This window comes from Prauserella halophila (assembly GCF_024171895.1).
In the GTDB taxonomy this organism is placed as follows: domain Bacteria; phylum Actinomycetota; class Actinomycetes; order Mycobacteriales; family Pseudonocardiaceae; genus Prauserella; species Prauserella halophila.
Genome location: NZ_JAMTCQ010000011.1, coordinates 114,391 through 128,303, shown reverse-complemented (window position 1 = coordinate 128,303; position 13,913 = coordinate 114,391). Strand labels below are relative to the sequence as shown.

The window sequence follows — 13,913 nt, the reverse complement described above, 5'->3', positions numbered from 1 at the left end:
GTGCGATCCAACCACAACGCCGTGTAGCGGGTGTGTGAAGGTCACCGGGCGCGCCGTCTCGCCCCCGTCACACCTCGCCCGCGGCGACGACACCACGGCGCAAGGCCCGGACGGCCTTGGCCGCCGCCCCGCCCACCGGGTGCTCCTTGCCCAGTACGACGCGCAGCTGATCGAGCAGATCGATCACCTGCCGCGACCACCGGACGAAATCGCCGGCCGTGAGCTCCTGCCCGTTGGCTTCCGACGTGGTGAGCACCCGTTCGAGCGACTCGCCGCGCGCCCACCGGTACACCGGCCACGCGAATCCGGCGTCCGGTTCCCTGGTGCGATCGAGCCGGTGCCTGCGCTCGTCCTCGGTCAGCTCGCTCCAGAGCGTCACGGTCTCCTGCCACGCCTTCGACACCGCGCCCTGCGGCAGTTTCGGCTCGGCCATCGCGTCCCGCCGCGCCTCGTAGACCAGCGACGACACGACCGCGGCCAGTTCCGGTGCCGACAGGCCGTGCCAGACGTGCCTGCGCACGCACTCGGCAGCCAGCAGGTCGGACTCGCTGTAGATGCGGGCCAGCAGCATGCCGTCCTCGGTCACCCGGTCCGTGCCGGTGCTGTCACCGGACTCGTCCCGGTCGAGGTATCCCCGTTCCGTCAGCAGCGCACAGATCCGGTCGAACGAACGGGCCAGCGAGTGCGTGGTCGCGGCGACCTTGCGTTCGAGCTGTTGTGTTTCGGCCTGCAGCCGTTGATAGCGCTCGACCCAGCGCAGACTGGCCTCGCGGTCGGCGAGGCCGTGTGCGGGGTGCCTGCGCATCCGCTGCCGCAGCTCCGCGAGCTGCTCGTCGTCGTTGGCCCCGGACCGCTTACGCTGTGCGGCAGGCTTCTCGATCCCCGTGTTGCGCAGCGACGAGGCGATGTCCCGCCGCACCTTGGGCGAGCGCAGTTCGACGTGCTTGGGCAGTTTGACCCGTCCCAGCGGTTCGACGGCCGACGGGAAGTCGGCCGCCGAGAGCGGGCCCGACCACCGGTCCTCGGTGACGACGACGGGGCGCGGCTCGTGCACCGTGTCGACACCCGGGTCGATCACGACGGCCAGGCCGGAACGGCGGCCGGACGGTACGAGGATGACGTCGCCCTTGCGCAGCTTCTCCAGCGACTGCGCCGCCTCCGCCCGCCGGTGCTGGCTGTTCTGCTTGGCCAGGTACTTCTCCCGGTCGGAGACCTTCTTGCGCAGCTCGACGTAGGAAAGCAGCTCGTCGAAGTCGCCGGAGACGGCTTCGACGTAGCCGGTGAGTGCCTCCTTGTTGCGCTCGATCCGCTTGGCCGTGCCGACGACGGCGCGGTCGGCCTGGAACTGCGCGAACGACTGCTCCAGCAGCTCCCTGGCCGCCTCGGCACCGAACTGGCCGACCAGATTGATGGCCATGTTGTAGCCGGGCCGGAACGAGGACTTGAGCGGGTAGGTGCGCGTCGAGGCCAGCCCGCCCACGTGGCGCGGATCGACGCCGGGCTGCCACAGCACGACGGCGTGGCCCTCGACGTCGATTCCCCGGCGCCCGGCACGCCCGGTCAGCTGGGTGTACTCGCCGGGCGTGAGGTCGACGTGCGCTTCGCCGTTGTACTTGACCAGCCGTTCCAGCACGACCGTGCGCGCGGGCATGTTGATGCCCAGGGCCAGGGTCTCAGTGGCGAACACGACCTTGACCAGGCCGCGGACGAACAGCTCCTCGACGGTCTCCTTGAACGCGGGCAACAGGCCCGCGTGGTGCGCGGCCACGCCGTGTTCGAGCCCGTCCCGCCATTCCCAGTAGCCCAGCACGCCCAGGTCGGACTCGGGCAGGTCGGCCGTGCGCTCGTCGACGATGCGCCGGACCTCGGCGATCTCCTCCGGGTTGTTGAGCCGCAGGCCGGAGTGCACGCACTGGCCGACGGCCGCATCGCAGCCGGCCCGGGAGAAGATGAACGTGATCGCGGGCAGGAGCCCGGCACGGTCGAGCCGGTCGATGACGTCGACGCGCGAGGGTGGCCGGAACCGCGGCATACGCGGTTTGCCCCGGTCACGGCCGCGCTTGCCCCGCCCGCCGCCGAACGCGGCGGGTGCGTGCATCCGAGCGACCTCTTCGACGCGGCGGAGCAGCTGCCGATTGATCTTCGGTTCGTCGCCGTGCTCCTCGCCGACGAACAGGTCCATGAGCCGGTTCCCGACCATCATGTGCTGCCACAGCGGCACGGGCCGGTGCTCGTCGACCACGACCGCCGTGTCGCCCCGGACGGCGACCAGCCACTCGCCGAACTCCTCGGCGTTGCTGACGGTCGCCGACAGTCCGACCACGCGGACGTACTCGGGCAGGTGCAGGATGACCTCTTCCCACACCGCGCCGCGGAACCGGTCGGCGAGGTAGTGCACCTCGTCCATGACGACGTAGCCCAGCTCGTCGAGCGTGGCCGACCCCGCGTACAGCATGTTGCGCAGGACCTCGGTGGTCATGACGACGACCTGCGCGTTGCCGTTGATGGCGGTGTCGCCCGTCAGGAGACCGACCGCGTCCGCGCCGTAGCGCTCGGCCAGGTCGGTGTACTTCTGGTTCGACAGCGCCTTGATCGGCGTCGTGTAGAAGCACTTGCGGCCCTCGGCCAGTGCGAGGTGCACGGCGAATTCGCCGACGACGGTCTTGCCGGCACCGGTGGGCGCGCACACCAGCACGCCGTGCCCGTCCTCGAGCGCCTCGCACCCCCGTGTCTGGAAGTCGTCGAACTCGAAGGCCAGCTCCGCCGCGAACCGGGCCAGCTGCGGGTGGTCGCTGCGCCGGCGGGCTGCGGCGTACGCCTCGGCCGGGCTGGGAGAGGCGGATGAGTCCACGGGGTCAGGGTTTCACATCGGCGGTCGTACCCGCATGAGGCGCTCCGTGGCCGTACCGAGCGAGAGTGCACAGGAGCGTGCAGGGGCGTGCCGGTTGATGTCTGCGGGCGGCGCTACCGTCCGGTCATGACCCCGGAGCGGCTGAAGGCGGCGTGCCTGGCATTCACGGGTGCCGGCGAGGAGTTCCCGTTCGACGAGCACGTGAGTGTGTTCAAGGTGAGCGGGAAGATTTTCGCGCTGTCGGCGCTCGGCCGCACCCCGCTGAGCGTGAACCTCAAGTGTGAACCGGAACTCGCGCTGCAACTGCGGGCCTCGTATCCGGCCGTGACGCCGGGCTGGCACATGAACAAGCGGCACTGGAACACGGTCGTGCTCGACGACGGCTCGCTCCCCGAGCAATTGATCCTCGATCTGGTCGAGGACTCCTACGATCTGGTCGTCGCCAACCTGCCCCGGGCGACGCGCGAGCGACTCGGCTGGAAGGCGCTGGCCGAGGAGCAGGTCAGGCCAGGACCGTCAGGGCCTGCGGCACGCAGCTGATCGACACGGGCAGCGTGCCGAGCGGGTCGCCGTCGGCGAACACCGGCCACGGACCTCGGCCGTCGCCGGCACGCGACCCGACCTCGGCCACCTCGACGGTACGGGCCTGCAGGGTGGTCACGGCCGCATGTTCGACGTGGCGACCGGTACGCAGCCGTGGCAGCACCCGCACGAGCTCGCGGGAGCCCGCCCGGCCGACAACGGTCACCTCGAGCAGCCCGTCGGCGGGATCGGCGCCGGGGCAGACCGGGATGCCCGCGCCGTACCAGGACGTGTTGCCGACGGCGACGAGCATCGCGGGCAGCGTGACCTCGTCGGTGTCGGTGGCGATCCGCACCTCACGGGCCCGGAACGAGGCCAGCTCCGCCGCGATCGCGACGTCGTAGCGGCGCGGACCGCGGGGCCAGCGCAGCCGGTTCGCCCTGTCGTTGACCGCTGCGTCGAAACCGCTGCACAGCACGGTGCCGAACCACGTGTCGCCGGCCTTGCCGAGGTCGAAGCGACGCCGCCGACCGGTGCGGAACGCGTCGATCAGCGCGTCCACGGCCGCGGCGGGATCGGTGGGCACGTCGAGGGCGCGAGCGAGGTCGTTGCCGGTGCCGGACGGAATCAGCCCGAGTGCCACCGGCGTGTCGGCGCAGAACTGCACGGCCTGGTGCGCCGAGCCGTCACCGCCGACGACGACCAGCACGTCGAGCCCGGCATCCCGCGCCGCGTCCAGTCGCTGCCGAGCCCCCTCGACGATGTCGAGGCGCGCGACGTGCGGCCGGAGCCGCGTGGCGACCGCCCCGGCCAGCCGCGCGGCCGCTCCCCTGCCGGATCCGGGGTGGAACGCCAGGGCTACGCGAGGCCCCCCGGTCACGTGATGTCGTCGGTGCCGCCGCGGCGACCGCCGTCGGTGCCGTCATCCGCGGTGCTCGGGGTGTACTCGAACGGGGCCGGTTCGTCGTCGGACAGCTCGTCCCAGCCCTCGGCGCCGCGCTTGCGGTCCAGCTTGCGGTCGTGGAAACGCGTGATCTGCAGCGAGATCTCGAACAGGATGCACAATGCGCCGGCCAGGCCGATCATCGAGAACGGATCCGCCGGCGTCACGAACGCCGCGAACACGAACATGATCATGATGATGCCGCGGCGCCACTTCTTCAGCGTCGCGTAGTGCACCACGCCGACCCGGTTGAGCATGATGATCAGCAGCGGCAGCTCGAAGCTGACACCGAAGATCAGCAGCAGTGACAGCACGAACGAGATGTACTTGTCACCGGTGAACCACGTGGCGAACTCGCCTGCGCCGAAGGTCGTGAGGATCTCCAGCGCGTGCGGGGCCATGAAGTAGGCCAGCAGCGCGCCGCCGGTGAACAGCAGGGATGCGATGGCGACGAACGTCATCGCGTACTTGCGCTCCTTGGAGTACAGCCCGGGCGCGATGAACGCCCACAGCTGGTACAGCCACAGCGGTGAGAACAGGACGGCCCCCGCACTGAGACCGACCTTCATCTGGATCATGAACGCTTCGAAGGGCACGGTCTGCAGTAACTGACAGTCCCCGCCCTTGGGGTAGCGCTGCTCCTGCGGGATGGCGCAATAGGGCTCGGTGACCAGGTCGCCGAGGGTCGGAATCGGCCCGATGCCGTGCCCGAACCACAGGAACCCGATGATCCCGCCCCCGATCAGGGCGAGTAGCGCATAGCCCACTCGGCGGCGGAACTCGTAGATGTGCTCGATGAGCGACATCGTGCCGTCGGGGTTGTGCCGACGGTTCCGAGTCTTCCGTTTGCCGCCCCGGCCCTCGCGCTGTGCGGAGGTGTCTCCCACGAAAGCGTCCGTTCTCGATCCGTTCGGGTGCGGTCAGCCGTTCTTCGGCGCCTGCTCGGCAGCCTGCTGCTGCTTGAGCTCGTCGAGCTGGCGCTGCAGCTGCTCCACCTGGTCGTCCTTGGAATCGGTCGCCGTGGTCCCGGTCGCCGTGGTACCGCCCGCCGTGGTCCCGGCGGGGGTGTCATCGGCGATTTCGGCGTCGGCCTTGACCGTCGGGTTCGAAATCTGCTTGGCGTCCGCCGTCGTCGTGCCGGCTTCCGTCGAGTCCTCGTCCTCCGACCGGTCTCCGCGCATGTCCTTGGTCTCGGCCTTGAAGACCTTCATGGACTTGCCGACGGATCGGGCCGCGTCCGGCAGGCGCTTGGCGCCGAACAGCACCACGACAACCAGCACGAGAATGATCAAATGCCACGGCTGCAAGGCGTTCATAGTGGGTGGCCTCCCTATTCGTTCAGGGCCGATCGTACGGGCTCGGGTACCGATGCCGAACCGTTTCGAACACGTCGGATACGAAGGTCGCGGACGGCGACACCGACCGCGGCCGCGCGAGCGCGGAGCATACCCGTGCGGGATTCCACGTCGACCCGCATCGCCGCGGCGGCGCGGCCGAGCCCTTTCGCCGTCCCTGCCGTTCGAAGCAGGGCGACGGCGAGCACGATCAGCCCGGCACCGGCCGCGGCGGCACTCAGCACGTAGAACACGTCCACCAGCCTACTGTGGGCCGATGATCGACAGGTGACGTGCTCGTGCCAACCCGGCTTCGGCACGGCGTCGGACGGCCACCGCGAGTTCACCGGGCCGTTCCACCGTCGCGCGACCGCCGAGCCCCAGTACGAGCCGCACCATCCACGATTCGTCGCCGTAGCGCATCCGCACGCGCAACCTGCCGCCCTCGAGCTCGGCCAGCTCCTCGCACGGATAGTACTCGGCGACCCACCGCGCATCGGGTTCGAGCACCAGGTCGGCCTCGGGATAGCTCTCGTGTGCGGAGAACACGCCGTCGGAGATGTCGGCATGGCGGGCGTGCGGTGGTGGGGCCGCAGGCTCGTCGAGCACGTGCAGCTCGTCGATCCGGTCGAGCCGGAACAGCCGCACGTCCTCGGCGCGGCGGCACCACGCCTCCAGATAGCTGTGCGCCTGCACGATGAGCAACCGCATCGGGTCGACCGTGCGCTCGGTCATCCGGTCGTTCGACGCCGCGTAATACCGCATCCGGATCGCGCGCCCGTGCAGCAGCGCCTCCCGGAGCACTTCCCGCGTCCGCGTGGTCGCCTCGTGCTCCCGGACCCCGCTACCGACGACGACCCCTGCCGGCTCGGCGGCCCCCGCCGCGACCTCGATCTTCGCGATCGCCCGGCCGACGGCGTCGGTGTCGACGACGCCGGGCGTTTCGGCGAGGGCCTTCAACGCGATGACCAGCGCACTCGCTTCGCCACCGGTGAGCCGCAGCGGCCTGCGCATGCCCGCGTCGAACGTGACCGACACGGTGTCACCGTCGAACGACAGGTCGATGAGGTCGCCGGGACCGTACCCGGGCAGTCCGCAGAGCCAGAGCAGCTCGAGGTCCTTGCGCAACTGTTTCGGCGTGACGTCGAAGTCCTGCGCCGCCTGGTCGATGCGGATCCCGGGCCGGGCCAGCAGGTACGGCACGAGAGCGAGCAGCCTCGGCATGCGCTCGGTTGCCGCGCTCATCGCATCCCTTCCTCGTGTGCGGCGACCCGCTCGAGCCGGTCCAGTACGGCCTTGGCCAGCACGTCGGGGGCCAGCACGACCGCGTCCGGACCGTGTCCCGCGATCCAGTCCGCGGCACCTTCGGGGTGCTGCAACTCGATCTCGACGACCTCGCCGTCCTCACCGTCGATCGAGCGGCGATCCAGCACCCGGGCATGCCGGCGGATCCCGGCGGCCCTTCCCTCGGCGAGCCACAGCCGAGCCGTGGTGGCCGAGGCACCGTCGTCACTCACGGACGTGCCCGCCACGAAGTCGAGCAGGTTCACGTCGTCCGGCCGCCGCACCGCGGCCCGGTCCCCCGTCGCCGCCACCTCGCTACTGATGCGCGAGAGCCGGAAGCAGCGGGGCGCATCCCGGTCGCGGTCGTGGCCGACGACGTACCACCGGCCGCGCCACGACACCACGCCCCACGGTTCGAGCGTGCGCGTGCGCCGCTCCGGCGAATCGGAACGCCGGTAGTCGAACCGCACCGCCTCGCCGCGCTGTACCGCCGCGAGCAGCGGCGCGAACGCCGGCTCGGTGTGCACCCGCGGTTCGACCATGGCGTGCGCCTGATCGTCGACCTCGACGCCCGCGGCGCGCAGTTTCACCAGCGCGCCGCGGGCCTGCCCGGTCAGGTCCGGCGAATCCCACAGCCGCGCCGCGAGCGCCACGGCCGTCGCCTCATCGGGAGCAAGGTCGATGTCGCCGAGCTCGTAATCACGGCGCGCGATGCGATACCCCTCGGGGTCGAACGCGGAGTTGGAACCCGTTTCCAGAGGGATACCCAGTTCACGCAGCTCGGCCTTGTCGCGTTCGAACATCCGGAAGAACGCCTCGGTACTCGCCGCATCCCCGTAACCGGGAACAATCCCGCGGATACGCTCGGCCGGCAGGTACTGCCGGGTGGACAGCAGCGCCAGCACCAGGTTGACCAGGCGTTCTGCACGGGCGGTGGACACCTCACCCACCCTAGCTCGCCCGGAGCCACGTTTCCGAGAGGTCTCCCCAGCGCGGCGTGGCCACCGCCGCCGGCCTGCCGGAGATGCTCGAACGCGGCCGGGTCCGGACGATCCGGGCTACAACGAGTTGATCAACCGATCCACCCGTTCGTCGACGGCACGGAACGGATCCTTGCACAGCACCGTCCGCTGCGCCTGATCGTTGAGCTTCAGATGCACCCAGTCGACGGTGAAATCACGGCCCGCCTGCTGCGCCGCCGCGATGAAATCACCACGCAGCTTCGCCCGGGTCGACTGCGGCGGCGTGTCCTTGGCAGCCTCGACCTCACCGTCATCGGTCACCCGCTGCACCAGCCCCTTGCGCTGCAACAGATCGAAGACGCCCCGGCCACGCCGAATGTCGTGATACGCCAGGTCCAGCTGCGCCACCCGCGGATCCGAGAGATCGAGATTGTGCTTGGCCCGGTACCGCTCGACGAACCGGTGCTTGATCGCCCAGTCGATCTCGGTGTCGACCAACGAGTAGTCCTGCTGCTCGACCGCGTCGAGCGCCCGGCCCCACAGATCGACCACCCGGTGCATCAGCGGACTCGCACCGGTCTCCTCGACATGCTGCACCGCCCGCGCGTAGTACTCACGCTGAATCTCCAGCGCCGACGCCTCCCGGCCCCCGGCGAGCCGCACCTGCCTGCGACCGGTCATGTCATGGCTGATCTCGCGAATCGCGCGGATCGGGTTGTCCAGACTGAAGTCCCGGAACTGCACCCCCTGCTCGATCATCTCCAGCACCAGATGCGCCGTACCGACCTTCAACAGCGTCGTCGGCTCCGCCATGTTCGAATCGCCCACGATCACGTGCAGCCTGCGGTACCGCTCGGCATCGGCGTGCGGCTCGTCGCGCGTGTTGATGATCGGCCGGGACCGCGTCGTCGCGCTCGACACGCCCTCCCAGATGTGCTCGGCCCGCTGGGACAGGCAGTACACCGCACCCCGCGGCGTCTGCAGCACCTTGCCCGCACCCGAGATCAACTGGCGGGTGACCAGGAACGGCAACAGCACATCGGCGATCCGCGAGAACTCGCCCGCACGCGTGACCAGATAGTTCTCGTGACAGCCGTACGAATTGCCGGCCGAGTCGGTGTTGTTCTTGAACAGGAAGATGTCGCCGCCGATGCCTTCGTCCGCGAGCCTGCGCTCGGCGTCGACCAACAGGTCCTCGAGAATCCGCTCCCCCGCCTTGTCGTGCGTGACCAGCTGCGTCAGGTCGTCACACTCGGCCGTCGCATACTCCGGATGCGAACCCACATCGAGATAGAGCCGGGAGCCGTTGGACAGAAAGACGTTGGACGACCGGCCCCACGAGACCACCCGCCGGAACAGATACCGCGCCACCTCGTCGGGCGAGAGCCTGCGCTGCCCGTGGAACGTGCAGGTCACTCCGAACTCGGTTTCGATCCCAAAGATCCGCCGCTGCATCCCTCAAGGGTAGGCGGTGAAAGCCCGGAACTGGGGAACGAATCGCGTGCGACCGCACGCCGACACGGGCCCCACAGCGCCGTACGACGGCATGTCGGTCATGACTCCGCCCCTGCTCCGTCGCGTCGCCGCACTTCAGCGTGCCGGCCGCCCCGACCGCAGGCTGATGGCCCGCAGCGCCGCCCTGCCCACACCCGCGCCGACGACGCGCTGACCATGATCACCCGGTCGGCGGACACAGCACGCGCGCACTCGTGTGGCTCGTGTTCGTCGGCAGCGGCACCTACGCGCCCAAGGGATTCTGGCCCAGCCACCGACCGGCACTCGACACCGGCCAGGTCAGCTGGATGCCTTCCCGTCCCCTTCGGAGTCGCCGTCCTCGGAACCCGAGTCGCTGCTGTCGGCGGCCTCGGTACGCGCAGGCAGCAAGGCATCCAGGGCGGCACCGGTGATGCGACGGAACTTCCGCCCCGGCCGCTCACGCTCCAGCACGGCGACCTCGAGCTTGCTCGGCTCACTGTCCGACGTCGATGCCGACGATGCCGACGATGCCGACGCCGACGCGCCGCTCCCGGACGCGCTGCTCCCGTTCGTACCGCTGCCGGACTTCGACGGGCGGAACGACTCCGCCGCGATCCGCACGGCATCGGCCATCTCCATGCCGTCGGAGAAGGTGTCCTTCAGCTTCGTGTTGATCGCGTCCGTCTGCCCGCCCATCACGACGAACTGCGGCTCGTCCACGATCGAGCCGTCGTAGGTCAGCCGGTACAGCTCGTCCTCATCGGCGCTCGCCCCGACCTGGGCGACACAGATCTCCACCTCATACGGCTTGAGCTGCTCGGTGAAGATCGTGCTCAGCGTCTGCGCGTAGACGTTGGCCAGTGCCCGCGCGCTCACGTCACGCCGGTCGTACTGGTACCCCTGCAGATCCACGTGCCGGATACCACCCCGGCGCAGGCTCTCGAACTCGCTGTAGCGGCCGACCGCTGCGAACCCGATGCGGTCGTAGATCTCCGACACCTTGTGCAGCGTCGGCGACGGATTCTCCGCCACGAACAGGATTCCGCCCCGGTATTTGAGCACCACGACGCTCCGACCGCGGGCAATGCCCTTGCGTGCGAGTTCGGAACGCTCCCGCATCAACTGCTCGGGCGAGGCGTACAGCGGCATCGACACTTGCGTTGGCTCCGCTCTGTTCGGGGATGTGAAGCTGACGAGTGGGGAACCGGGCGCGAACCGGTCCGGTGCCGGGCCGTATGCGACCCGGCACCCGGATCAGCCGCGCCAGTCCTGCTGGGCCGCCCGGTCGGCGACGACGGCCTCCGCGATGGCCGAGGTCTCCTCCGTGGGCAGCTGCACGGCACCGTGTTCGGCAGTGACCGTGACGACGCTCGGATAGATCTTGCGCGCCACATCCGGCCCACCGGTGGCCGTGTCGTCGTCGGCGGCGTCGTAGAGCGACTCGATCGCCGCCCGCACCGCGCCGTCCTGGTCGGCATCGGGGTCGTAGAGCTTCTTCATCGCCGACTTCGCGAACACCGACCCGGAGCCGATGGAGTGGAAACCCGCGTTCTCCTCGTACCGGCCGCCCGTGACGTCGAACGAGACGATGCGCCCCGCCCGCTTGGGATCGGACGCCTCGATGTCGTAGCCGACGAACAACGGGACCACCGCCAGCCCCGCCATCGCTGCGTCCAGGTTGCCCCGCACCATCGTCGCGAGCTTGTTCGACTTACCGTCGAGCGACAGTGACACACCCTCGATCTTCTCGTAGTGCGCCAACTCCACGGTGTACAGCCGGACGAGTTCGAGAGCGATACCCGCCGTACCCGCGATACCCACGGCCGAATAGGCGTCGGTGACGTACACCTTGTCCATGTCGCGGGTCGCGATCAGGTTGCCACTCGTCGCACGCCGGTCGCCTGCGATCAGCACACCACCGTTGAACGTCGCCGCCACGATCGTCGTACCGTGCGGCGCGTCGAGATCAGTGCCCGACGTGGCCATACCGGCCGAGCGCTTGCTCGGCAGTAGATCCGGTGCCTCGGCACGCAGGAAATCGGCGAAGGACGACGTCGTCGACGACAGGTAGGCGGAGGGCAGCGCGAAGCCCGAGTTGCGCGGAATCTGTTCCATGCGTGCTCGTAGTTCCCATCGACGAAAGGGACAGTACCGAAATGTTGATCAGCGAGCCTAGGTCACGCAGGCGCCTGCGTCACTCGCCGCCCTTCTGCACGTAGGCCCGTACGAAGTCCTCGGCGTTCTCCTCGAGGACGTCGTCGATCTCGTCGAGGATCGTGTCGACGTCCTCGCCCATCTGCTCACGGCGCTCCTGACCGGCCGGGGCTGCACCTTCGGCCTCGTCCTCGGAGTCGCCACCGCCGTGCTTCTCGACCTTCTCCTGAGCCATTGCCGCCTCCCGGTGTCACCGATGAGCTTGTAGCGCCCAGCCTACCCAGAGGAAGGGCGATTCTGGGCGATCGTTGTCGGAGTGGTGATCTTCTCCTACTCCGATCCGGTCAACGCCTCGACCAGTTCCTCGGCCGTCTCCGTCCGGTCCAGCAGGGCACCGACGTGCGCCTTCGTACCCCGCAGCGGCTCCAGCGTCGGAATCCGCACCAGCGAATCCCGCCCGACGTCGAAGATGACCGAATCCCACGACGCCGCCGCGATCGAACTGGCGTACTTCTCCAGCGTGCGGCCGCGGAAGTACGCCCGCGTGTCCTCCGGCGGCGTCGTGATCGCCCGCTGCACCTCGTCCTCACCGACCATGCGCTTCATGGACCCGCGCGTCACGAGCCGGTTGTACAGGCCCTTGTCGAGGCGCACATCCGAGTACTGCAGGTCGACCAGGTGCAACCGCGGTGCGGCCCAGCCGAGCTGATCACGTTCGCGGTACGCCTCGACCAGCCGCAACTTGGCAGGCCAGTCCAGCCGGTCGGACGCGTCCATCGGATCCTTCGCGAGCGTGTCGAGCGTCTCGCCCCACACCCGCAGCACCTCCTTGGACTGCTCGTCCCCACCGGTCCGCTCCAGGTGCGCCGAGGCCAGTTCGTGGTACGCGAACTGCAGGTCGAGGCCCGTGTACTTGCGACCACCCGCGACGTCGACGGTCGCCTTCAGCGACGGATCGTGACTGATCTCGTGCACCGCGCGCACCGGCTCGTCGAGTTTCAGGTGGTCGAACCGCACCCCCGCCTCGATCATGTCGAGCACCAGCGCGGTCGTGCCGACCTTCAAATACGTCGAGTACTCGGCCAGGTTGGCGTCACCGATGATGACGTGCAGCCTGCGGTACTTGTCCGCATCGGCGTGCGGTTCGTCGCGCGTGTTGATGATGCCGCGCTTGAGGGTTGTCTCCAGCCCGACCTCGACCTCGACGTAGTCCGAACGCTGCGAGAGCTGGAACCCCGGCTCCTCACCCTGCGGCCCGAGCCCCACCCGGCCCGACCCGGTCACCACCTGGCGCGACACGAAGAACGGCGTCAGCCCCGTGATGACCGACGTGAACGGGGTCGCCCGGTCCATCAGGTAGTTCTCGTGCGTGCCGTACGAGGCGCCCTTGCCGTCCACGTTGTTCTTGTACAACTGGAGCTGCGGCTGTCCGGGAACGGTCGCGGCGCGCATCGCCGCCTGCTCCATGACCCGCTCCCCCGCCTTGTCCCACACCACGGCGTCCCGCGGGTTGGTCACCTCCGGCGCGGAGTACTCCGGGTGCGCGTGGTCGACGTACAGCCGCGCACCGTTGGTGAGAATCACGTTGGCCGCGCCGAGGTCCTCCACGTCGTTGTCCTGCGTGGGCTGGCTCGGGCCGGTGAGGTCGAAGCCCCGTGCGTCGCGAAGCGGCGACTCGACCTCGTAGTCCCAGCGCGCACGCCGGGCACGCGGAATGTCGGCCGCCGCCGCATAGGCCAGCACGACCTGGGTGGAAGTCAGCACCGGGTTTGCGGTGGCGTCGCCCGGAACCGCGATCCCGTATTCCACCTCTGTTCCCATGATCCGCCGCATGCCACCACCCTACGGGCGCCGCATGCCACGATCACCCCATGGGCGGTGACGAGGTCGTTGCAATCTACGACCCACACGCACGCGTCGTCGGCGCCGCGACCAGGGCCGATGTACGCAGTCGCGGACTGTGGCACGCCGCCGCCGTCGTACTGGTGCGTTCCGGTGACGGCGGATCGGTGTACGTCCACCGGCGCACCGCCACCAAGGACGTGTACCCCTCGGCGCTCGACTGCTGGGCCGGGGGTGTCGTCGCCGCAGGCGAATCGCCCGACGACTGCGCCACCCGCGAACTCGGCGAGGAACTCGGCATCCACCGAGTGACCCCACGGCCGTTGTTCACCTGGGCCTTCACCGCGGACTCCCTGCGCTGTCACAACTTCACGTACGAAGTGCGCTGGGACGGCCCCGTGGTCCACCAGCCCGAGGAGGTCGCCGACGGCTGGTGGACCCCGCTGCCGCTGTTACGGGAGCGACTGGCCGCCGACGACGGCACCTTCGTCCCCGACGGCCGTCTCGGCGCTCTCGAATGGTTCCGTCGCTACGGCTGACCGGGA

The 13,913-nt window shown here is 69.3% G+C and carries 14 protein-coding genes; 2 read left to right on the top strand and 12 right to left on the bottom strand.

All coding sequences use genetic code 11. The features are described 5' to 3' along the window. Positions 1-67 precede the first annotated feature (67 nt). Positions 68-2,851 carry a DEAD/DEAH box helicase gene (locus LY41_RS15450; protein WP_253864726.1) on the bottom strand — a complete coding sequence of 928 codons (2,784 nt, stop codon included), beginning with the start codon at positions 2,849-2,851 and terminating at the stop codon, positions 68-70. Between the two features lie 126 nt (positions 2,852-2,977). Here LY41_RS15450 and LY41_RS15445 point away from each other — a divergent pair, with 126 nt between their 5' ends. Beyond that, positions 2,978-3,391: an MmcQ/YjbR family DNA-binding protein gene (locus LY41_RS15445; RefSeq protein ID WP_253864725.1), complete on the top strand. Its 414-nt coding sequence runs from the start codon at positions 2,978-2,980 to the stop codon at positions 3,389-3,391. On the opposite strand, the gene LY41_RS15440 is transcribed toward LY41_RS15445, so the two are convergent. The 11 genes from LY41_RS15440 to dop all read right to left on the bottom strand — a co-directional run bounded on the left by LY41_RS15440 (position 3,354) and on the right by dop (position 13,359). Then, entirely contained in the window at positions 3,354-4,253 is a 900-nt protein-coding gene (locus LY41_RS15440) for a diacylglycerol/lipid kinase family protein (protein ID WP_253864724.1), read from the bottom strand. The two genes, LY41_RS15445 and LY41_RS15440, sit on opposite strands and share 38 nt — an antisense overlap. Continuing rightward, complete coding sequence (gene tatC, locus LY41_RS15435; protein WP_253864723.1) at positions 4,250-5,203, bottom strand: twin-arginine translocase subunit TatC; 954 nt, start codon at positions 5,201-5,203, stop codon at positions 4,250-4,252. Before tatC ends, LY41_RS15440 begins: the two co-directional genes overlap by 4 nt. Before the next feature lie 33 nt (positions 5,204-5,236). After that, a complete protein-coding gene (tatA, locus tag LY41_RS15430; RefSeq protein ID WP_253864722.1) occupies positions 5,237-5,632 on the bottom strand; it encodes a Sec-independent protein translocase subunit TatA in 396 nt (131 codons plus the stop codon). Between the two features lie 14 nt (positions 5,633-5,646). Further along, complete coding sequence (locus tag LY41_RS15425) at positions 5,647-5,910, bottom strand: hypothetical protein (protein WP_253864721.1); 264 nt, start codon at positions 5,908-5,910, stop codon at positions 5,647-5,649. 4 nt (positions 5,911-5,914) lie between these two features. After that, a complete protein-coding gene (locus LY41_RS15420; RefSeq protein WP_253864720.1) occupies positions 5,915-6,895 on the bottom strand; it encodes a helix-turn-helix transcriptional regulator in 981 nt (326 codons plus the stop codon). After that, entirely contained in the window at positions 6,892-7,875 is a 984-nt protein-coding gene (locus LY41_RS15415; protein ID WP_253864719.1) for a helix-turn-helix transcriptional regulator, read from the bottom strand. The genes LY41_RS15420 and LY41_RS15415 overlap by 4 nt, the downstream gene beginning before the upstream one ends. Positions 7,876-7,992: 117 nt before the next feature. After that, positions 7,993-9,351: a Pup--protein ligase gene (pafA, locus tag LY41_RS15410; RefSeq protein WP_253864718.1), complete on the bottom strand. Its 1,359-nt coding sequence runs from the start codon at positions 9,349-9,351 to the stop codon at positions 7,993-7,995. 339 nt (positions 9,352-9,690) lie between these two features. Further along, complete coding sequence (gene prcA, locus LY41_RS15405; protein ID WP_253864717.1) at positions 9,691-10,527, bottom strand: proteasome subunit alpha; 837 nt, start codon at positions 10,525-10,527, stop codon at positions 9,691-9,693. 99 nt (positions 10,528-10,626) lie between these two features. Then, positions 10,627-11,487: a proteasome subunit beta gene (gene prcB, locus LY41_RS15400; protein WP_253864716.1), complete on the bottom strand. Its 861-nt coding sequence runs from the start codon at positions 11,485-11,487 to the stop codon at positions 10,627-10,629. Between the two features lie 79 nt (positions 11,488-11,566). Beyond that, the gene (locus LY41_RS15395) at positions 11,567-11,761 is read right to left on the bottom strand and encodes a ubiquitin-like protein Pup (RefSeq protein ID WP_183787437.1); all 195 of its coding nucleotides are present in this window, start codon (positions 11,759-11,761) and stop codon (positions 11,567-11,569) included. Between the two features lie 95 nt (positions 11,762-11,856). Beyond that, the gene (gene dop / locus LY41_RS15390; protein ID WP_253864715.1) at positions 11,857-13,359 is read right to left on the bottom strand and encodes a depupylase/deamidase Dop; all 1,503 of its coding nucleotides are present in this window, start codon (positions 13,357-13,359) and stop codon (positions 11,857-11,859) included. A gap of 38 nt (positions 13,360-13,397) precedes the next feature. On the opposite strand from dop, the gene LY41_RS15385 reads away from it, so the two are divergent. Beyond that, the gene (locus LY41_RS15385; RefSeq protein WP_253864714.1) at positions 13,398-13,907 is read left to right on the top strand and encodes an NUDIX domain-containing protein; all 510 of its coding nucleotides are present in this window, start codon (positions 13,398-13,400) and stop codon (positions 13,905-13,907) included. The last annotated feature ends 6 nt before the right edge of the window (positions 13,908-13,913 follow it).

What these genes read in the sequence shown, in the direction of transcription:
- LY41_RS15445 (WP_253864725.1), top strand. Translation starts at nt 2,978, where the DNA reads ATGACCCCGGAGCGGCTGAAGGCGGCGTGCCTGGCATTCACGGGTGCC.
- tatA (WP_253864722.1), bottom strand. Translation starts at nt 5,632, where the DNA reads ATGAACGCCTTGCAGCCGTGGCATTTGATCATTCTCGTGCTGGTTGTC.
- LY41_RS15420 (WP_253864720.1), bottom strand. Translation starts at nt 6,895, where the DNA reads ATGAGCGCGGCAACCGAGCGCATGCCGAGGCTGCTCGCTCTCGTGCCG.
- pafA (WP_253864718.1), bottom strand. Translation starts at nt 9,351, where the DNA reads ATGCAGCGGCGGATCTTTGGGATCGAAACCGAGTTCGGAGTGACCTGC.
- prcB (WP_253864716.1), bottom strand. Translation starts at nt 11,487, where the DNA reads ATGGAACAGATTCCGCGCAACTCGGGCTTCGCGCTGCCCTCCGCCTAC.
- LY41_RS15395 (WP_183787437.1), bottom strand. Translation starts at nt 11,761, where the DNA reads ATGGCTCAGGAGAAGGTCGAGAAGCACGGCGGTGGCGACTCCGAGGAC.
- dop (WP_253864715.1), bottom strand. Translation starts at nt 13,359, where the DNA reads ATGCGGCGGATCATGGGAACAGAGGTGGAATACGGGATCGCGGTTCCG.
- LY41_RS15385 (WP_253864714.1), top strand. Translation starts at nt 13,398, where the DNA reads ATGGGCGGTGACGAGGTCGTTGCAATCTACGACCCACACGCACGCGTC.